This is a genomic window from Paenarthrobacter ureafaciens, assembly GCF_004028095.1.
Taxonomy (GTDB): domain Bacteria; phylum Actinomycetota; class Actinomycetes; order Actinomycetales; family Micrococcaceae; genus Arthrobacter; species Arthrobacter ureafaciens.
Genome location: NZ_SBHM01000007.1, coordinates 2373900 through 2392680 on the forward strand (window position 1 = coordinate 2373900; position 18781 = coordinate 2392680).

The 18781-nt window shown below is 63.9% G+C and carries 18 protein-coding genes; 13 read left to right on the plus strand and 5 right to left on the minus strand.

From position 1 onward, the window contains the following. Nucleotides 1-62: 62 nt before the first annotated feature. The 4 genes from AUR_RS15360 to AUR_RS15375 all read right to left on the minus strand — a co-directional run bounded on the left by AUR_RS15360 (nt 63) and on the right by AUR_RS15375 (nt 3161). A complete protein-coding gene (locus AUR_RS15360) occupies nt 63-566 on the minus strand; it encodes a very short patch repair endonuclease (protein WP_062095483.1) in 504 nt (167 codons plus the stop codon). 80 nt (nt 567-646) lie between these two features. Next, nucleotides 647-880, minus strand: a complete 234-nt coding sequence (gene bsaP, locus AUR_RS15365) for a biotin synthase auxiliary protein BsaP (RefSeq protein WP_062095484.1) — start codon at nt 878-880, stop codon at nt 647-649. Beyond that, nucleotides 877-1902: a biotin synthase BioB gene (bioB, locus tag AUR_RS15370; RefSeq protein WP_062095486.1), complete on the minus strand. Its 1026-nt coding sequence runs from the start codon at nt 1900-1902 to the stop codon at nt 877-879. The genes bsaP and bioB overlap by 4 nt, the downstream gene beginning before the upstream one ends. An 83-nt stretch (nt 1903-1985) precedes the next feature. Continuing rightward, nucleotides 1986-3161: a zinc-dependent alcohol dehydrogenase gene (locus tag AUR_RS15375; protein ID WP_031216649.1), complete on the minus strand. Its 1176-nt coding sequence runs from the start codon at nt 3159-3161 to the stop codon at nt 1986-1988. A gap of 133 nt (nt 3162-3294) precedes the next feature. On the opposite strand from AUR_RS15375, the gene AUR_RS15380 reads away from it, so the two are divergent. From AUR_RS15380 to AUR_RS15440, 13 genes are all read left to right on the plus strand, one after another. Further along, nucleotides 3295-3498 carry a hypothetical protein gene (locus tag AUR_RS15380; RefSeq protein ID WP_062095488.1) on the plus strand — a complete coding sequence of 68 codons (204 nt, stop codon included), beginning with the start codon at nt 3295-3297 and terminating at the stop codon, nt 3496-3498. Between the two features lie 138 nt (nt 3499-3636). Continuing rightward, nucleotides 3637-3885, plus strand: coding sequence for a hypothetical protein (locus AUR_RS15385; protein ID WP_021472745.1), 249 nt, complete (start codon nt 3637-3639; stop codon nt 3883-3885). Nucleotides 3886-3930: 45 nt separating this feature from the next. Next, entirely contained in the window at nt 3931-4467 is a 537-nt protein-coding gene (locus AUR_RS15390) for a hypothetical protein (RefSeq protein ID WP_062095491.1), read from the plus strand. A 30-nt stretch (nt 4468-4497) separates the two neighbouring features. After that, nucleotides 4498-5115: an SIS domain-containing protein gene (locus tag AUR_RS15395; protein ID WP_225740050.1), complete on the plus strand. Its 618-nt coding sequence runs from the start codon at nt 4498-4500 to the stop codon at nt 5113-5115. 421 nt (nt 5116-5536) lie between these two features. Next, nucleotides 5537-6607, plus strand: a complete 1071-nt coding sequence (locus AUR_RS15400) for an alkene reductase (RefSeq protein ID WP_062095493.1) — start codon at nt 5537-5539, stop codon at nt 6605-6607. Nucleotides 6608-6805: 198 nt separating this feature from the next. Then, complete coding sequence (locus tag AUR_RS15405) at nt 6806-7504, plus strand: GntR family transcriptional regulator (protein ID WP_021472741.1); 699 nt, start codon at nt 6806-6808, stop codon at nt 7502-7504. A 268-nt stretch (nt 7505-7772) separates the two neighbouring features. Further along, complete coding sequence (locus tag AUR_RS15410; RefSeq protein WP_062099047.1) at nt 7773-8777, plus strand: sugar phosphate isomerase/epimerase family protein; 1005 nt, start codon at nt 7773-7775, stop codon at nt 8775-8777. Between the two features lie 2 nt (nt 8778-8779). Further along, a complete protein-coding gene (gene dhaL / locus AUR_RS15415) occupies nt 8780-10531 on the plus strand; it encodes a dihydroxyacetone kinase subunit DhaL (protein WP_062095495.1) in 1752 nt (583 codons plus the stop codon). Further along, entirely contained in the window at nt 10528-11010 is a 483-nt protein-coding gene (locus AUR_RS15420; RefSeq protein WP_021472738.1) for a ribose-5-phosphate isomerase, read from the plus strand. Before dhaL ends, AUR_RS15420 begins: the two co-directional genes overlap by 4 nt. A 2-nt stretch (nt 11011-11012) precedes the next feature. Continuing rightward, a complete protein-coding gene (locus AUR_RS15425; protein ID WP_021472737.1) occupies nt 11013-12005 on the plus strand; it encodes a 3-hydroxyacyl-CoA dehydrogenase family protein in 993 nt (330 codons plus the stop codon). 20 nt (nt 12006-12025) lie between these two features. Beyond that, complete coding sequence (locus tag AUR_RS15430) at nt 12026-12790, plus strand: SDR family NAD(P)-dependent oxidoreductase (RefSeq protein WP_021472736.1); 765 nt, start codon at nt 12026-12028, stop codon at nt 12788-12790. A gap of 151 nt (nt 12791-12941) precedes the next feature. Continuing rightward, a complete protein-coding gene (locus tag AUR_RS15435; protein WP_062095497.1) occupies nt 12942-14291 on the plus strand; it encodes an MFS transporter in 1350 nt (449 codons plus the stop codon). 50 nt (nt 14292-14341) lie between these two features. Further along, nucleotides 14342-15061 (plus strand): triose-phosphate isomerase family protein, encoded by a 720-nt coding sequence (locus AUR_RS15440; protein WP_052474152.1) that lies wholly within the window; start codon nt 14342-14344, stop codon nt 15059-15061. Nucleotides 15062-15135: 74 nt separating this feature from the next. On the opposite strand, the gene AUR_RS15445 is transcribed toward AUR_RS15440, so the two are convergent. Beyond that, nucleotides 15136-18714, minus strand: a complete 3579-nt coding sequence (locus AUR_RS15445; protein WP_062095499.1) for a TM0106 family RecB-like putative nuclease — start codon at nt 18712-18714, stop codon at nt 15136-15138. Nucleotides 18715-18781: the final 67 nt, after the last annotated feature.

An 18781-nucleotide genomic window follows, 5' to 3' on the forward strand; every position in this document is an offset into this window, starting at 1 on the left:
GTAGGACCAGCCGAACAGCGCACGTGCCCCAAAGTGAAAGCTTGATCCAATCTTGAGCGGACTCAGAGCCAGTCTTGATCACCGGCGGCGGGGGACCGTTCCGGCGAATCCAGGGGAGCTGCCAGGCGCTGGCTTTTGCCCTCAAGGAAGGCCGTCAGCCGGCTCTCCAGCTCACTGCGGTCCTTGAGTTCGCACTCCCACACCGTGAGCGATTCCCACCCGGACGCCTCCAGTTGCTCGCGCTGCAGGGAGTCGCGCTCGCGGGTCCTTGTGCGTTTGGCCGCCCAGAACTCCGCATTTGCTGCCGGCGCATGGCGCCCTGCCTTGCAGTCGTGGAAATGCCAAAAACAGCCGTTCACGAAGATCACTTTGCGGCGGCCGGCAAACACCAGGTCCGGCCGGCCCGGGAGCGTCGTCGTGCCCGCGCGCCCGTGTAGCCGGTAACGGTACCCCTTGGCGTGCAGGATGCTGCGGACCAGCAGCTCCGGCTTGGTGTTCTTGCCCCGGATCCGGGACATGTTGCGGCTGCGCTGCTCCGGTGTCAGCAAATCCCGGCTCTCGCCCATCCCTCAACAGTAGCGCCGGCTTCACCGCACCGCCGTGGTGTCGGCCCCGTTCCGGTGTCCCCGTGCTGCTGCCGAGGCCGTCACCGGACCACACCGTGGCGGGAGCACTCCGCGGTCCACCCCAGCGGCGTCACCTGGACCTTCATCCGGCGTCGGCACACGGTGCAATAGCGCGGCGGTTCCATCACCAACTGCCGGAGGCAGGGCACGTGAGCCTCCGACGTCGGGCGCTCGCCGTGGGTGCTTGCGGCGCCGGTGGCTTCACCCCCGCAGTGGCCGCAGTAGGTGGTTTCTTCCAGGGCCGCGCTGTTCACAGCGACTTCTGGAGTTCCTTGATGGGCATGTTGAGCTCCACCAGGAGGTTGAGGTCGGCTGTTGCGGGGCGACCCAAGGTGGTCAGGTAGTTGCCCACGATCACCGCGTTGATGCCGCCCAGGAGCCCTTCACGGGTACCGAGGTCGCCGAGGGTCAACTCGCGGCCTCCCGCGTAACGCAGGACAGTGCGCGGCATCGCCAGGCGGAACGCCGCGATGGCCCGGAGCGCATCCTTGCCGTCCATGATGCCTTGGTTTTCCAGCGGGGTTCCGGGCCTGGGGTTGAGGAAGTTCAGGGGGACTTCGTGCGGTTCAAGGGCGGCAAGCTGCGCGGCCAGCTCTGCCCGTTGTTCAAGGCTTTCGCCCATCCCGATCAAGGCGCCGCAGCACAGTTCCATGCCTGCTTCCTTGACCATTCGGCACGTGTCCAAGCGCTCTTCGTAGCTGTGCGTTGTGACCACCTGCGGGAAGTAGCTGCGTGCGGTCTCAAGGTTGTGGTTGTACCGGTGGACGCCCCATTCAGCCAATTGGTCCACCTGGCGTTGGGTCAGCATGCCCAAGGAGCAGGCAATGTTGATGTCGACTTCCTCATTGATGCGGTCGATCGCGAACTTGATCTGGTTCATCAGCTTGATATCCGGACCGCGCATCGCGGCGACGATGCAAAACTCGGTGGCTCCCGTAGCGGCAGTCTCCTTGGCTGCCTTAACCAGTTCGGGGATGTCCAACCACACTCCGCGCACGGGAGAGTCGAACAGGCCCGACTGGCTGCAGAAATGGCAGTCCTCCGGGCATCCGCCGGTCTTGATGGAGATGATTCCCTCCACCTCGACGTCCTCGCCGCAATGCTTGAGGCGCACCTCGTGGGCCAGCTGCAGGGCGGCCGGAATGGCGTCGTCCGGGAGTTGGAGGATCTCTACAAGCTGATCCTCGGTGAGTCCTTCGCCCCGCTCCAGGACTTGGTCCTTTGCGAGGTCCAGAATGGCGTAACCAGTGGCTTCATGCGTTGCGTCGATGGTCATGGACTCGACGCTATCCGGGGGACGCGTGGCCGATTTTGGAGGGTCGGCACAAAGCAGTCCCCCGGATTTTGGAGCGCGAAGACCTACGGCTTGAGCACCACCTTGATGCAGCCGTCCTGCTTCTTTTGGAACTTCTCGTAGAGCTCGGGAGCGTCGTCAAGTCCACCGGTGTGGGTCACCAGGTGCATGACTCCCAGGGGATCGGCGTCGTCTTCCACCAGGGGCAGCAGCTGGTCCGTCCAGCTGCGCACATTGCACTGGCCCATGCGCAGTTGGATCTGCTTGTCGAACATGGTCAGCATGGGCATCGGATCGGCCTGGCCGCCGTATACGCCGCTCAGTGAAATGGTCCCACCGCGCCTGACCAGGTCCACCGCGGTGTGAAGCGCGGCAAGGCGGTCCACGCTCATGGTCTCCATGGCCACCTGTGCCGGCTTGTCCGGCAGCAAGGACACGGCCTTGTGGAGGAAGGATGCGACGGGGGAGCCATGCGCTTCCATGCCCACCGCGTCAACCACGGAGTCCGGTCCGCGGCCCACGGTCTCTTCCTTGATTTGCCCGGCAACATCCGGGCTGTAGTCCATGGTCTCGATGCCGTGGGCTTCGGCCATTGCGCGCCGCTCCGGAACAGGGTCCACGCCGATCACCCGGAAGCCCTTGTACTTGCCGATCCTGGCAGCGAACTGCCCCACCGGTCCCAGCCCCAGGACCGCCAGCGTGCCGCCGTCGGGGACGTTGGCGTATTCCACTGCCTGCCATGCGGTGGGCAGGATGTCGGAGAGGAACAAATACCGTTCGTCGGGAAGGTCGGAGCTGACTTTAACCGGACCGTAGTCGCCGAAGGGCACGCGCAGGTACTGCGCCTGGCCGCCGGGCACGGAGCCGTAGAGTTCGGAATAGCCGAAGAGGGCAGCTCCGGAGCCCTTCTCCTTGACCTGGGTGGTCTCGCACTGGGACTGCAGGCCTTGGTTGCACATATAGCAGCGGCCGCAGGAGATATTGAAGGGCACCACAACACGGTCGCCCTTCTTGAGCCTGTGGACTTCCGGGCCCACTTCTTCCACGATGCCCATGGGCTCATGGCCGATCACGTCGCCCTTATGCATGTAGGGGCCGAGGACCTCGTAGAGGTGCAGGTCGGAGCCGCAAATGGCCGTGGACGTAATCCTGACGATCACGTCCGTTGGTTCCTGAATAGTTGGATCGGGGACTTCGATGACGCTCAATGAGCGCCTGCCTTGCCACGTCACTGCTTTCATACCGGTGCTCTCCCTGCTTTTGGCTGGAGGTGTCCCACGCTGCAGGAGACCATCCCAGCCAAACAGAGTTGGATGACCCGCACAAGGGACGGCGGGCCTCGACACCCCTTGGCCCCCGTCATAGATTGAGGCCATGAGCGGAGAACCGAACGAACAGAAGCGAGCACCCGCCGAACCGCAGCAACCGACTGAACCGGCTGGCGTCGAACCTCCCCACAGCGAGCCCGGAAGCGGTGACTTCACCACCGAAGTCGACCCCACGTTTGTTCCGGATGAGAGCGGTGAATCGCCGGAGGAGAAGCGGGCGCGCGAGCATCCGGAGGCTACCGGCAGCTGACCACCGAATGACGACGGCGGAGCTTGCGTGCCGCTGTCGGCGGACAATTGCGCCCAAATCGTTAGTAAGCAACCTGATAAATAGGTTAATATGATGTAAGGCACAACAGATCGAACTGAACTGACGAGGAGTGGGCAGTTGTCAATCATAGAGAATCCCCTGGTTCCCGACGGCGTTCCACGCAAGCATGCCGACCTGTCCGGCCTGCTCAAGGTGCACGGCGAGTACATCCACTGCGGCGAGCCCATGAAGTTCGCCCGGTCATCGGCCCGGAGCATCTACACGCCCCTGTCCACCGAAGAGGACGAAGAGGCCCTCATGGACGTGTACCTGGAAACCCGGGTGCTGCAGTGCACCTGCGGATTCCGCATGGAACTCCCGGCCTAAGACACTCGAAAACCACCCAAGCCGTTCACCAAGGAGGCAATCCACATGGATACCGGGCAAATAGTACTGATTATCGTAGTGGCCGTCGTCGTCATAGCCGCGATCATCATCGCGCTGATGGTGGGGCGCAAAAAGAGGGCCGAAGCCAACCGCCAACGCGCCCTCGACCTGCGGGAGAAGGCAGACCAAGAGGCGGTCAGCGCACATCAGGCCAAGGTGGAGTCCGCGCAGGCCGAGGCCGCTGCTGTCCAGGCCGAAGCCGAGGCGAACCGCCTCCGCCGCGAAGCCGAGCGCAACTCAGCCAAAGCCAAGGAAGCGAGCGGCCGCGTTGAAGAGCACCTGCGCCACGCAGACAAACTTGACCCTGATGCCAACACCCGCGGCAACGGCTCCTCCCGGGACGCCGATGTCCCCGAACACGACGCCCGCGTCCAGAACGCCGAACACGACGGCCACCGCCTGACCCGGGACCGCTCGCACCGCGAAGCCGCCAATGACGGGTCAGCCCGCGACCGGGACGGTTCGGTGCGGGACGGTTCGGTGCGGGACGGTTCTGTGCGGGACGGCGACAGGAACGCCTAGTTTTCGAACAAGACTCTGGAGGGCAGGGAAGTGAGCATCGTGGTGAGGCGAACAGGACAAACGGTGCGGTCGGGCGACGCAAAGCCAAACAGGCACGCAGTAGACGTAGTCCTCAGCCATCTTGGCGAGATCGGTCCGGCCGTGGCAGCGTTGCGGCGCGAGTCTTCACGCCTTGCCGAGTGGGGTGAAGAGTTGGCCCGGGCCAGGCTTCGCGGCGCCAAGGTCTTTGCTGCCGGCAGCGACGGCTCAGCCCATGAGGCCCAGCGCTTCGCCTCCGAACTTACAGCCCACGATGCCGCCCACCATCCCGACGGCAACCCGGGCACCTTCAGGGCGATCGTGGCCCACAAGGAAGCCGGGGAAACCATCAGCGGCCAGATCCCGGAGTTGGTCAACCGGGGCGACGTCGTGGTGCTGTTGGCTGCCAAGGGCATCACGGACGATCTCCGGGACGCCGCATCAGCTGCCAAGAAAGCCGGCGCCAAGGTGTGGGCCCTCACCGGCAGGGAATCCAAGGACCTGGCCCAGGCCGTTAACGAGGCCGTTAACATCAATACGGATCCGCCGCACGCCGAAGAAGCGCACCTCGTCGCCGTGCTTGCCCTGTGCGAGTGCTTCGACGAGGCCATGCGCGAGGTCAACCAGTAGCACGTCCCTCTATCACTTCCCGCCCGTTTTTTCGGGTTGCTCCATCACTTCCCGCCCGTTTTCGTGGGTTGCTCTATCACTTCCCGTCGGGCTTTTTGGTCTGCTCTTTCACGTCCCGCAGCGGAAGGCTCGACGGCGGCGCTCGCCAAGTGCCGCCGTCGAACTTTATCGGCTGGCCGGGCTCCGGTCGCGGCGCACTCCTTGCCGCCCATCGCGTCCGGTACCACGGGTGCGTCAAGCGGATAGGGGAGCGGCTTCTAACCCGATCAGTTGACAGAGCAATGCGCAAAACCCGTTGGTATGTGAGAGAGGGATGGAAAGAGGGGGAGTCGCCGGTGTGACTTGTGACTCATGACGGAATAGTTGCAGACGCCGCTCAGTTGCCGAGGGTGAACCCGATTCACTCTGAAAGGAACTGCGCATGCTGTTTTCCCCGCTGGCACTCGGTGAGCTTGAACTTCCCAACCGCCTTGTCATGGCCCCGCTGACCCGACTGCGTGCAGGCTTGGAAGGCGTGCCGAATGACCTCATTGCAGAGCACTACCGCCAGCGGGCTTCGTTGGGCCTGATCGTGAGCGAAGGCACCTACCCGACGCCCGCCGGCCAGTCCTACACCGGCCAGCCCGGCTTGGTCACCGAGGAGCAGATCGCCGGCTGGAAGAAGGTGACTGATGCGGTCCACGCTGAAGGCGGCAGGATCTTCGCCCAAGTGATGCATGGCGGCCGCGTCTCCCATGCCGACATCACTGGCGGGCATGAAATTGTTGGCCCCAGCCCCGTAGCGATCGACGGCGATGTCCGTACCCCCAACGGCAAGCAGCCCTTCCCGGTTCCCCGCGAGCTGCGCACTGACGAACTTCCCGGCGTGCTCCAGGAGATCGTCACAGCGTCCAAGAACGCTATTGAGGCAGGATTCGACGGCGTGGAGCTGCACTCCGCCAATGGTTACCTCCTTCACGAGTTCCTCGCTCCGAACTCCAACGTCCGCACGGACAGCTACGGTGGCTCGCCGGAAAACCGGGCACGCTTCGTCATCGAAACGGTCAACGCCGTCGTGGAGGCCCTCGGCGCCAACCGCGTGGGCATCCGCATCTCGCCCGAGCACAACGTCCAGGGAATCGCAGAGACCGATGCGGCGGACGTCCGGGCCACTTACGAGGTCCTGGTTGACACCATTGCGCCGCTCAACCTGGCATACCTCAGCATCCTGCACCACGATCCCAAGGGTGCCCTGGTCCAGGACCTGCGTGAACGCTTCAATGGCACGTTCCTGGTGAACACCGGGTTCAGCGAGATCACCACGCGCGAGGAAGCCGTCGCGCTTGTTGCCGATGGCCTTGCTGACGGTGTGGTGGTGGGCCGTCCCGCGATCGCGAACCCGGACCTTGCCCGCCGCTGGCGCGAAGGCCTGCCTTTGAATGAACCGAACGCCGCCACGTTCTACGCCGACGGCGCGGAGGGCTACACCGACTACCCGTTCTACGCCAACTAACCCGGCACCCCACTAACCCGGCACCCAACTGAGTCGCAGCAGAGCGCGTTTAGAGCCGTCTAAACGCGCTCTGCTGCTACCTAGTTGGGGGCGTGCGGACGAAATGTGACGCTGGGGAAATGGCTGGGGATAGCTGGGGAATGGGTCCGCCCGGGCGTCCTCCTCCCTTCCGGGGAAGCATTCCTATAGGATTTGCTCATGCCTGCAGCTTCCCCGAGCTCCGTCCGTACCGGCCTTCCCGTGAGCCGGCAGGTTCTTGCCGACCACGTTTACGAGGCCCTGCTCGAGTGGTTGATGGATGGCCGGCTCGAGCCCGGAGCGGCTGTGAGCATCGACGGCATGGCCAGGGAACTCGAAGTCTCACCTACCCCCGTACGCGAAGCGTTGGCACGTTTGGAGCATACGGGGATGGTCCGTCGGGTGGCGCTCAAGGGGTACCGGGTGGCCCCCGTTTTCACCCGCGAGGACTTCGCGGAATTGATGGAAGCCCGGCTTTCCATTGAACCTGTCAATGCCCGCCTGGCCTGTTCGCGGATGACCCCTGACGGACTCGCAGCCTTGAAGCAGGCCGTCGAGGACCTGCGGACAGCTCCGCGCGGTGGGAGCTTTGCGGAGTACCGCAGCTACCTCGAGGCAGACGAACGTTTCCACCAGTTGATTGCAGCCCAGGCCAGCAATCAGTTCCTCCTTGCGGCCTACAACACCTTGGGCGGGCAGATCCAGCGGTTCCGGCTGTTCGGGGGAGTGGGCATTACCGACGCCGAACAGGCGATCGCCGAACACCAGGCAGTGCTGGACGCGCTGCTCAGCGGCGATCCTGAAGCCGCTGCCACAGCCATGACCAAGCACGTAGAGAACGTGCGGGGCCGGGCGATGGCTGACGCGCCCGAAGACTGAGGTCCGTCAGTCCCTGCCCGGGGTCAGGGAAGCCATAAGAATTTTTCCAGCGTCCCTGATTCTGCGGGGCCGCACGCCGCCAGGCGCCCTGACGCCGCGTGTTTCCGCACGTCACGGACGCCTATGACGCCGCTCTCCTGATCCCGTGACGGGCTTCACAAACATTTGTATGACATATAGGATCTAGGAAGTTACGCATTCAGGGTTGACAGCGTTAACTTATTCGTAAATCCTATAGGAAACAGGATTCCACGAAGGAGTGATCATCATGGCGTACACCGCCGAAAACTGGCCCATCACCGCGGCCCTCCTGCAGTTCCCGGGCACGGATGCTTCGGGCCAGCAGGTCAACGACGCCGACGCTTCCGTTTGGGCCTCGGTCTTCCAGGAAGTCAAGGACGCCGGTTTTGCCAACGCAGACCTCACGGACAGCTGGGTCCGTCCCGGCGACCTGAGCAAGGAGCGCCTGGCCGAGTTCAAGCAGACCGCTGACGAAGTTGGCGTCGGGATCCCGGTGATCTCCGCGATCCGCCGCAGCGTCATCCACGAGCGCGACTGGGAAGACAACCTGGCTTACAGCCACCGCACCATTGACGCCGCAGCAGAGCTTGGCTGCGAAGTGGTTTCCATCGGCCTCCACCAGGCCATCACCCCGGAACAGCAGAAGCAGTTGTGGTTCTGGACCGTGGAAGGCTACAAGGATCCTGTTGGTGACAAGGAAGCGTGGGGCAACGCAGTCTCCCGCATCCGTGAAATCGGCAAGCACGCCGCTGAAGCAGGCATCCTGGTCTCGCTGGAGATGTACGAGGACACCTACCTCGGCACCGGCGATTCCTCCGTGCAGCTGGTCCAGGACATCGGCCTGGACAACGTCGGCCTGAACCCCGACCTTGGCAACCTGATCCGCCTGCACCGTCCCATCGAGGACTGGCGCGAGCTTGTCCACAAGACCCTGCCGTACTCCAACTACTGGCACATGAAGAACTACATCCGCGACGAGGATGTTGCCCGCGACAGCTACATCACCATGCCTGCTCCCATGGAAAGCGGCCTCATTAACTACCGCGAGGCCTTCAAGTACGCATTGTCCATGGGCTTCCAGGGCATCCTCTGCGTTGAGCACTACGGCGGAGACGGCCTGAGCGTCACCGCCAGCAACCAGGATTACCTGCGCCGCCACGTCCTCCCCAAGAACGACGGCTACGCACTGGGCCAGAGCAAGGTAGCCCAGGGTCGCCAGCAGCCCGCATCTACCCAGTTCGCAGGAGTCTAGGAATGACGCAGATCTTCGACAACCCGGCAGAATTCGCCGACGATGCCTTGGACGGCTTCGTAGCTGCGAACCGCAACTACGTTGCCCGCGTTGACGGCGGCGTGGTCCGTTCCACCGAAGTTCCCGCCGGCCAGGTAGCACTGGTGGTTGGCGGCGGTTCCGGACACTACCCGGCATTCGCCGGTTTGGTGGGTCCGGGCCTGGCAGCAGGCTCAGCCTGCGGCAACATGTTCGCTTCCCCGGCAGCCGGGCAGGTTTACCGCGTAGCCAAGGCCGCAAACGCCGGCGGTGGCGTCCTGCTGAGCTACGGCAACTACGCAGGCGACGTGCTGCACTTTGGCCAGGCACAGCTTCGCCTCAACGCGGAAGGCATTGAGACCCGCACCGTCACCGTGACCGATGACATCGCCAGCGCCCCGATTGACCAGCTGGAGAAGCGCCGGGGCATCGCCGGGGACCTTACCGTCTTCAAGATCGCCGGTGCCGCCGCGGAAGCGGGCCTGAACCTGGATGAGGTAGAGCGGTTGGCCATCAAGACCAACTACCGCACCCGTTCCCTCGGCGTGGCTTTTGACGGCTGCACGCTGCCCGGTGCCAAGGAACCGCTGTTCCACGTTCCGGCCGGCCAGATGTCCCTCGGCCTGGGTATCCACGGCGAGCCCGGCATCTCCGAGCACCCGATGCCCACCGCGTCCGAGCTCGCCGAACTGCTGGTCTCCAAGCTTCTGACAGACAAGCCCGACGACGCCGGCGACCGCGTGGTGGCAATCGTCAACGGCCTGGGTACGGTCAAGTACGACGAACTCTTCCTGCTCTTCGGCAAGATCGAGAAGCTGCTGAGCGCAGAAGGGCTCTCCATCGTTGAGCCTGAGTGCGGCGAGCTGGTCACCAGCCTGGACATGTCCGGACTCTCGCTCACGCTCCTGTGGCTGGATGAGGAACTGGAGCAGTACTGGTCCGCTCCCGCCGACACCCCGGCGTTCCGCAAGGGAAGCATGGCACCGCGCGCTGCCCGCACCCAGGCAATTGCGGACGACGCCGAAGCCACCGAGACCGAGCAGGCCACACCGGCTGCCGCTGAACTCGGGCAGCAGGCAGTTGCCCTACTCGCCCAGGTGAGGGACGTCGTCGTCGAGCATGAAGAAGAACTCGGCAAGCTCGACGCGATCGCCGGCGACGGCGACCACGGTATCGGCATGCGCCGTGGCGTGGACGCTGCGGCCGCAGCAGGCGAGGCCGCGTCGGGATCATCCGTGGCCAGGATTCTGCTGGCTGCCGGCGAGGCCTGGAGCGAAAAGGCCGGCGGCACCTCCGGCGCGCTGTGGGGTTCTGCGGTCATCGCGGCTGGCCAGGCCCTCGGCAACCGCGACTCCTACACTGACGCGGACGCACGCGCGGCAGTGACCGCGTTCGCCAACGCCATCACGGAGCTCGGCAAGGCAGAACCGGGGGACAAGACCATGGTCGATGCCCTCCTGCCGTTCCGGGACACTTTCCTGGCAGAGCTCGACGGCGGAGCGTCGGCTAACCAGGCACTGGCAGCAGCCGCTGCGGCTGCCGAGTCCGCTGCCGCGGCAACCGCAGACCTCCGTCCGCTCAAGGGCAGGGCACGTCCACTCGCGGAGAAGAGCCTTGGGCACCCGGACCCCGGTGCTGTCTCCTTCGGGCTGATAGTCAACCGCATCTCGCAATTCATTGATTCACAACTGGCCACCGCCGCTTCGGCACCGGCCGGAAACGGAGCCACAGAATGAGTACAGCAGCAGGCTGGCGCATAGTCGTCGGCAACGATGAAGCAGGCGTCGAGTACAAGCAGGCCCTGGTGGCCCTCCTCGAAGCAGACCCGCGCGTCGAGTCCGTCACCGACGTCGGGGTGGGAGCCAACGACTCCACCGCCTACCCGCACGTGGCCGTCGACGCAGCCCGCAAGGTAGCCGACGGCGAAGCCGACCGTGCGCTGCTGATCTGCGGCACCGGACTGGGTGTGGCCATCGCCGCGAACAAGGTTCCCGGCATCCGCGCAGTCACCGCGCACGACAGCTACTCGGTGGAGCGTTCCGTCCTGAGCAACAATGCACAGGTCCTCACCCTCGGCCAGCGCGTGATTGGCTTGGAACTTGCCAAGAAGCTCGTGGGGGAATGGCTCGGCCACCGCTTCGATGAAAACTCTTCTTCCGCCGCCAAGGTGGATGCCATCTGCTCCTACGAGCCCAACTACACGAAGGCAGTCTGATCATGACCGAGACAAGCACCTCCACCGCCGGTGCCCCGAACACCGCAGCACGGAAGATCGCCGTCGTAGGTTCCGGCTACATGGGCGGCGGCATCGCCCAGGTCCTGGCGCTCGGCGGCGCCCGTGTTGCCTTGGCGGACGTTTCCGCCGAGGTGGCACAGAAGAACTTCGACCGTCTCCTGGAGGAATCGGACCAGTTCATTAAGGACGGCCTGTTCCCCGAGGGCTCCACTGAGATCCTCAAGCAGAACCTGTGGGCTGCCAAGGACATCGAGGAAGCCGTGGCCGATGCCGACTTCATCGAAGAGGCAGTGCCGGAAGTCCTGGAGATCAAGCACCAGACCCTGGCCCGGATCAGCGCCGCTGCAAAGCCGGACGCCCTGATCGGTTCCAACACCTCCACCATCTCCATCGCCGCGCTGGCTGAGGCTGTCACCAACCCGGAGCGTTTCCTGGGCGTGCACTTCTCCAACCCGTCCCCGTTTATCCCGGGCGTCGAGGTCATCCCGCACGCAGGCACGTCGGCTGCGACCGTTTCCGCATCGCAGGAAATGGTGCACGCCGCCGGCAAGCAGACCGCCGTCGTCAAGGATGTCACCGGATTTGTCCTGAACCGCCTGCAGTACGCGCTGTTCCACGAGGCAGCCCAGCTGGTTGAGCAGGGCATCGCAACCGCCGACGACGTCGACACCCTGGTGCGTACGACGTTCGGCTTCCGCCTGCCGTTCTTTGGCCCGTTCGCCATCGCCGACATGGCCGGGTTGGATGTCTACAACTTCTGCTACAAGTCGCTGCAGACCAGCTTCCCGGAACGCTTCGCAACGCCGAAGATCCTCACCGACCTCGTGGAAGCCGGCAAGCTCGGCACCAAGACCGGCGCAGGTTTCCTCAACGTTCCCGCCGAGCGCACCCCGGAACTCATCGCGTACCGCAACAAGGCTTACGTGGCCATGCAAAAGCTCATTGAAGAGCTTGGCCCGGCACCCATCAACTGATTCCACCAAGGAGAAATCCCATGACTTTCCCCGCTGAGCGCACCGCCATCGTCACCGGCGCTGTCTCCGAACGCGGCATCGGCCGCGCAACCGTGAACTACCTGGCCGCACAGGGCTGGAACATCGGCATCATCGACCTTGATGATGCCGCTTGCAAGGCAGCCGCCAAGGAAGTTGCCGCCGAATTCGGTGTCAAGGCCCACGGCGTTGGCGCCAACGTGGCCAGCGAAGCCGAGGTCCGTGCAGCCATCGACGAACTCGAGGCTGAACTGCCCCAGATCGTTGCCCTGGCCAACGTGGCCGGCGTCAGCTCGCCCATCGGCTACCTCGAGCTGGAACCGGCCGAATGGGACCGTGTCCTGAGCATCAACCTCAACGGCGTGCACTACGCCACCCGCCGCGTTGCCGAGTCCATGGTCAAGAACAAGATCGGCCGCATCGTCAACATCTCCTCCGTGTCCGCACAGCGCGGCGGCGGAACGTTCTCCAAGACCCCCTACTCGGTGGCGAAGGCCGGAGTGATCGGCCTGACGCGTGCCACGGCGCGCGAGCTTGGTCCGTACGACATCACGGTGAACGCGATCTCGCCCGGCCCGATCGACACCGACATCATGGGTGGAACCCTGAGCGAGGAACGCAAGGCCGAACTGACCCAGGACCTTGTAGTGAACCGCGTGGGCAGCACCCGCGACATCGCAGCAGCCATCGCCTTCCTCATCAGCGAGGACTCCGGATACATCTCCGGACAGACGCTGAATGTGGATGGCGGGCTGTACATGCACTAGGCCCGGCATGAGGACCTGGACCAAAGAACGCAAGATCTACCTCGCCGTGGGCATCCTTGCCTGCGCCGTGGGCGTATTCCTGATTGCTTTCACACGCTGATAACCCGCTCCGGTTATCACCCCCCAACTGACTACTCAAAGAGGAGTTTCCATGTCCGTTGCCTCAACTTCCACTAAGGAGTTGCTGGATTCGCCGGTACTTAAGTCGGCTATTTCCAAGGCTTCGAAGCGACTGATGCCCATGTTGGTCATCTTGTACATTGTCGCCTTCCTTGACCGCACCAACGTGGGCTTCGCAGAAGCTGCGCTGGAAGTGGACAGGGGCATCACCGCCGGCGCGTACGCACTGGGCGCAGGCATCTTCTTCATCGGCTACGCGCTGTTCGAGATCCCTTCCAACCTGTTGCTGACCAAGTTCGGCGCCAAGGTGTGGCTTGCCCGCATCGCCATCACGTGGGGCATCGTCTCGGCCTGCTTCGCGTTCGTGCAGGGTGAGACCTCGTTCATCATCCTCCGGTTCCTGCTGGGTGTTACCGAAGCAGGCCTGTTCCCGGGCGTCATCATGTTCCTCGCCGCCTGGTTCCCCAACAAGGTCCGCGTGAAGATGTTCGCCATCTTCTACCTGGCACAGCCGTTCTCCCAGATGATGGGCGCTCCGCTGTCCGGTTGGCTCATTAACATCGGCGACCAGGTTCCCGGTGTAGAAGGCTGGCAGGTCATGTTCTTCGTTGAAGGCATGCTCGCAGTCCTTGCAGGTATTGCAGCTTTCTTCTTCCTGATCAACAGCCCGCAGGAGGCCAAGTTCCTTACCAAGGAAGAAAAGACCGCCCTGAGCGATGTCATGGCACTGGAAGACACGGTCAAGGAAGAGTCCGGTCCCCGCGGCGTCCTCGCCTCCATGAAGAACGGACGCGTGTGGTATTTCACCGTTATCTACTTCTGCCTGCAGATCGCGGTGTACGGTGTGACGTTCTACTTGCCGCAGCAGGTTGCCCAGTTGACGGGCCAGAAGGTGGGACTGGCAGTTGGTCTCCTGTCCGCCATCCCGTGGTTCTTCGGCATCTTTGCTTGCTACCTCATCGGTAAGGCAGCCAACAGCGTGGTCCGCCGTCGGCGCTGGGGTACGGCACTGTTCGTTTCCACTGGCCTGTGCATCTTCGGATCCGCGTGGGCGGGGGCCAACCAGCAGCCTGCTTTGGGCATCATCTTCATCACCCTCGCAGTCTGCAGCTTCCTCTCAATCGGCCCGATCTCCTGGTCCTACCCGACCGCGTTCCTCACCGGTACCGCCGCAGCTGCAGGCATCGGCCTCATCAACTCCCTGGGCAACCTCGGTGGCTTCGTAGCACCGATCCTGCGCACCACGGTCAACGAGGTCACGGCCTCGGACACCGGAACCATGGGTGTCTACGCGCTGGGTGTCCTGCCGTTCCTGGCAGCCATCATGATGTTCGGCACCAAGCGTTTCAACAACAAGGCCGACGAATTGCTGGGTAAGTGAGCCTTTCCAACGCCTCCTCCGGCGCTCTGTACATCGGTGTCAGCACCAAGATGTACATGGGCTACGCGCAAACATTGGCGTGGCTTGAGCGACTGAACAAGGAAGTGGACGCCCGTCCGGCCCTCGCGGCCGGGCGGGTTGTCCCGTTTGTCATCCCTTCATTCCCGGTTCTTCCCGCCGCTGCGCAGCAGCTCGAAGGCACCCCCGTGGTTCTGGGCGCGCAGGACTGCGGCTGGGCTGACGGTCCCTGGACCGGCGAAGTGTCCCCGTCGATGTTGGCCGAACTGGGCGTGGGAATGGTGGAGATCGGGCACGCGGAGCGGCGCAAGCACTTTGCCGAAGACGATGCCACCATCGCACTGAAGGTCCGGGCCGCCGTCGATCATGGCGTGACGCCGCTGCTGTGCGTGGGCGAGACGGAGCTGGCAGAGCCCGGCGCCGCAGCGAAGACTGTTTTCGAACAGGTTTCGGCAGCAGTTTCCGGAGACTGGGCTGTGGCCGGCAGGATCGTTGTGGCCTATGAGCCCGTCTGGGCCATCGGAGCGGCCGAGCCGGCTTCTGCGGACTACGTTTCCGAGGTAGTGGCCGGTGTGCGGGCGCTGCTGGCAGAGCATGGTTTGGCGGGGCTGCCCATCATCTATGGCGGTTCGGCCAAGCCCGGACTCCTCCCGCAGCTTTCGGGTGTTTCCGGGCTCTTCCTGGGCCGATTCGCGCACGATCCCGCGAACTTTGGAAGCGTGCTGGACGAGGCCCTGGCCCTGACCAACTAAATCAACTAACTGGCAGTAGGGGTTGTTCTGGACGCTCAGAACAACCCCTACTGCCAGTTACTTGGGGGAGCGGGCTATTCGGGGGAGCAGAGGGCAACGAAACCGCCCAGGTTCTCAAGTCCCTCCGGATGCGTCGGGCGGTAGTTGGTCAGTTCGGGCGAACGCACGACGACGGCACGCCACTTGCCGCGCGACACCGCCACATTGATCCGGTTGCGTGACAAGAGAAACTCCATTCCCCGGGGTACTTCCCCCGCGGCGGAGGCGGCCATGGAGACGACCACCACCGGCGCTTCCTGGCCTTGGAACTTGTCCACGGTGCCTACCCGGACCTTGCCGAGTCCAGCCTCGCGAAGGTGGTGCTTGATCAGCTGGACCTGGGCGTTATAGGCAGCAACCACCAAAATGTCCGTCTCCTGGAGCGGGCGGGGGGATCCTTCCTGCTCGGAAGGATCACGCCAGTCCAGGCCGAGGTGGGCCTGGACTTGGTGGACTACTTCCTGTGCTTCCTCCCGGGACGAGGTCGAATTGCCGGAGTGCTCCACGTAGACACACGCGACCCCCGGAGCGGCGCCCTCCAAGGTGCGTGCCGATGCCGCCTCCGCAGCCCGAAGCCGGCCATCATAGGAGAGCTCGGACACGGCCTGGCACAGCGCCGGATGCATGCGCCAGGACAGGGCCAGAAAGTACCCAAGCTCGGCCGGCAAGGTGTTGTGGCCGTCCGAGAGCCAGCCGAGTGCCGACTCGTTCACGGGTTCCGGATGTGTTCCTTGGGTAACCTGCGGAAGTTGCTGTGGATCTCCCAGAAGCAGAAGCCGCTTGGTGGCCCGGCTGACGGCCATGGTGTTGGCGAGCGAGAACTGCCCGGCTTCGTCAATGACCAGCAAGTCCAAGGACCCCGGCGGGACCTCTTTGCCCACCATGGCCCAGGCCGTGCCACCAATCAGGGCGCCACCGGGCTTGGCCAGGATGTCGGTGACATCTGCCTTACCGCAGCCCTCCCACGGCACAGGCTCGCCATGTTTGACCTCCTTGGCTACCCGCAGTGGGTCCACGCCGGCCTTCTCCACGGCAGCGCACAGCATGTTTTCCACCACGGCATGGGACTGTGCCACTACTCCGACTTTCCAGCCCTCGTCCACCAGCCGTGCCAGGACGTGTGCACCAACGTGGGTCTTCCCGCTGCCCGGAGGACCCTGCACGGCCAGGTATGAGTTGTCCAGGTCCTTTACCGCAGCCGTGATCGCTTCGATGTATCCGTCCGGGCCGGGGGATACCGGCGGCAGCGCGCTCAACGTGCGGAGCCTGGGCGGGTTCCTGCGGATCATGTCCAGGGCAGGGTGGTCCGGCCAGTCCGGCAGGGAGTCCCGCAGCCGCGTGGCGAGGGCGGCCAGTGCAGCCCTTTGTCCTGTAGTGAAGATGGGCTGGCTGGGAGTGAGGGCCATGGGGAGTTGCTGGAACTCCGAAGAATCATTCCGCAGCCCTTCCTTGACGATGACGAACTCGAAGTCCTCTTCCTCGCCGGTCTCCACGACCTCTGTGCCGTCCCACCCACTCCGGCCCAGAACGGACGACTCCTTTCCGACCAACGCATCAGGCAATGGCGGCCCGTACATTCTGAAGTACTTCTTGCCAACCTCCAGTCCTGCCCCGTCACCTGAACGGCCCACCAATTTCAGGATCCGCGCCGGATTACTGCGGGGACTTGGCTTGGCCCAGTCCTGCAGCACCTCGCCGTCCTTGACGATAAAGAGATCGCGCGCGTCGTCCCACTGCGAGGTGGGCTTCTCGAGGCGATCAAAATGCCCCCACCAGTACTGCTTGTCCTCGCGGCGGTGATACCCGACTCCTGCCGCCACGATGCCAATGGCCTTTGCATCCGCCGAAGCACGCTGGTCCTCGGGCAAACCGTCCAGGTAGTCGAACAGCGCCTGTTCCTCCGGCGCCGCTTGATACTTTTCCGGGTCCGACGCGGGCTGGGCCTCTCCTGCCGGCGCCTCCCCGGCCGCGGCATCAAAAGCACCGGGAACAATGCCCCGCTCCGCACCACGTGCCAGCAACCAGTTCCGTAGCTCCAGCGTGGAGAGGCAGTCGTATTCGTTGTAGTCACGGATGCTTTCAAGGATGGCCGCGGCTTGGTCGACTTGGCCCGTATCCCTTGCCGTGCAGTAATCCGCATAGGCCACCACCGATGCACCGGCGTCGGTGACCTCTCCGGAGCGGAGGTGCCGGCCCATGTACAAGGGCTCCAGTTTCTTGATGCTGTAGGAGTTCTCGGACACCCGGATGCTGTGGCGGACGGTGTCGTACAGGTCCACCAGCACGCCTTGCCGCAGGAGATCGTCGACGGCGGATTCTCCCAGCACGTGAGTAAGGGAGAGATTGCGGAGGGCCGTTTTCTCGTAGGCCGCGTAGTGGTAGATGTGCATGCCCGGGAACTGGGCGCGGCGCTTGGCCACGTAATCCAGGAAGTCAACGAATGCCTGTCCCTCTTCGGACCGTGAATGCGCCCAGAAGGGTCTAAATACCGGCGTGGCTCCCGGCTCCTGGGGGTTCTCGATGACGCCGAAAAGGTACTCCAGCCCCCACTTGCCGGACACTGGATCCTGCCACAGGGGATCGCCCTCGAAGTCGAAGAAGATGTCGCCCGGATCAGGTGCAGGGAGCCTGGCGAGCGTGTTGTCCGGCAGGATGTTGTAGCTGACGGACCTGGCCTCGCCTGCTTTGTCCGTGTAATTGACCGTTCCGTCAGGGGATCCGACGCCGGTCTGGAGCCGGGCCTGCTCGCGCAGCCGCAGCAGGGTGTGGTCGTCTTCGACAGGCAGGACGGCCAGTTGGTCGATGGTGGTGACGCCTGATTCGATCAGTTTCTTCCGGCGGCTGATCCTCATGCCTGCCACCATCAGCAGGTCCCGGTGAAGCTGGACCTGCTCCGCACAGTAATCGCACCGCCCGCATGCTGTGAAGCGGGAGTCGCCCCACGCCACAGGCCCGGACTCCGCGATGTGGGTAGCGGTCAGATTCAGGAATCGGCGGCGGCGTTCTTTGAAGACCGGCAGGATCTGTGACAAGGGGTGGTCACTGTGCTCGCGGTTGCCCAGGACCAGCGTGACCACGGGATCGGGGGTGATGCCGGCCTGAAGGAGCTGGTCCCCGTACGCCGCCAGCTGAAGGAGCGCAGTGACTTTGGCATGACGGGCCAGCTTGGTGTCAAAAACCGCGTACTCGCCGCCGGGTTTCCGGACGAGGAAGTCCGATCTGCCGTGGAACGTACCGTCGAAGAACGCCGCCTGAAAAACGACGTCCGCACCGGAGCGGAGCGCCGTGATTGATTCCGCATGCTTGGCAGTCAGGGTGGCGCGGTCCATCGCGGTGGCGGGTTCGACGTCGTAAACGCCTCTTCCCGTCTCCGCGTCCCAAGGTCCGTACTCCGCAATGAAGTCGTCCAAAACCCTGTGCTCGTGGACATCCCCCAGCTTGGCGGTCCTTTCCAGCATGGCGTCCGGGGTAAAGGAAGCAACGGGGGAGCGCCCGAGTTTCTCGTCGAGTTTGCGGAGCAGCTGGTACTCGCAGGTTGCAGCAATGACGAGGTCGCTGGCGGAGAAGACCAGGTCCTGCGGTGCGCCCGCTGCCTCCGGATCGAGGAAGAACACGGTACTACTCCTAACGCCGAGCAAAGCTGAAACCCTTGCAGCCAAGCTACCAGCGGGCTCGGACAAT

Coding starts and splice junctions, on each gene's coding strand:
- AUR_RS15360 (WP_062095483.1), bottom strand. CDS start 566: ATGGGCGAGAGCCGGGATTTGCTGACACCGGAGCAGCGCAGCCGCAAC.
- bioB (WP_062095486.1), bottom strand. CDS start 1,902: ATGACCATCGACGCAACGCATGAAGCCACTGGTTACGCCATTCTGGAC.
- AUR_RS15375 (WP_031216649.1), bottom strand. CDS start 3,161: ATGAAAGCAGTGACGTGGCAAGGCAGGCGCTCATTGAGCGTCATCGAA.
- AUR_RS15380 (WP_062095488.1), top strand. CDS start 3,295: ATGAGCGGAGAACCGAACGAACAGAAGCGAGCACCCGCCGAACCGCAG.
- AUR_RS15390 (WP_062095491.1), top strand. CDS start 3,931: ATGGATACCGGGCAAATAGTACTGATTATCGTAGTGGCCGTCGTCGTC.
- AUR_RS15400 (WP_062095493.1), top strand. CDS start 5,537: ATGCTGTTTTCCCCGCTGGCACTCGGTGAGCTTGAACTTCCCAACCGC.
- AUR_RS15405 (WP_021472741.1), top strand. CDS start 6,806: ATGCCTGCAGCTTCCCCGAGCTCCGTCCGTACCGGCCTTCCCGTGAGC.
- AUR_RS15410 (WP_062099047.1), top strand. CDS start 7,773: ATGGCGTACACCGCCGAAAACTGGCCCATCACCGCGGCCCTCCTGCAG.
- dhaL (WP_062095495.1), top strand. CDS start 8,780: ATGACGCAGATCTTCGACAACCCGGCAGAATTCGCCGACGATGCCTTG.
- AUR_RS15420 (WP_021472738.1), top strand. CDS start 10,528: ATGAGTACAGCAGCAGGCTGGCGCATAGTCGTCGGCAACGATGAAGCA.
- AUR_RS15425 (WP_021472737.1), top strand. CDS start 11,013: ATGACCGAGACAAGCACCTCCACCGCCGGTGCCCCGAACACCGCAGCA.
- AUR_RS15430 (WP_021472736.1), top strand. CDS start 12,026: ATGACTTTCCCCGCTGAGCGCACCGCCATCGTCACCGGCGCTGTCTCC.
- AUR_RS15435 (WP_062095497.1), top strand. CDS start 12,942: ATGTCCGTTGCCTCAACTTCCACTAAGGAGTTGCTGGATTCGCCGGTA.
- AUR_RS15440 (WP_052474152.1), top strand. CDS start 14,342: ATGTACATGGGCTACGCGCAAACATTGGCGTGGCTTGAGCGACTGAAC.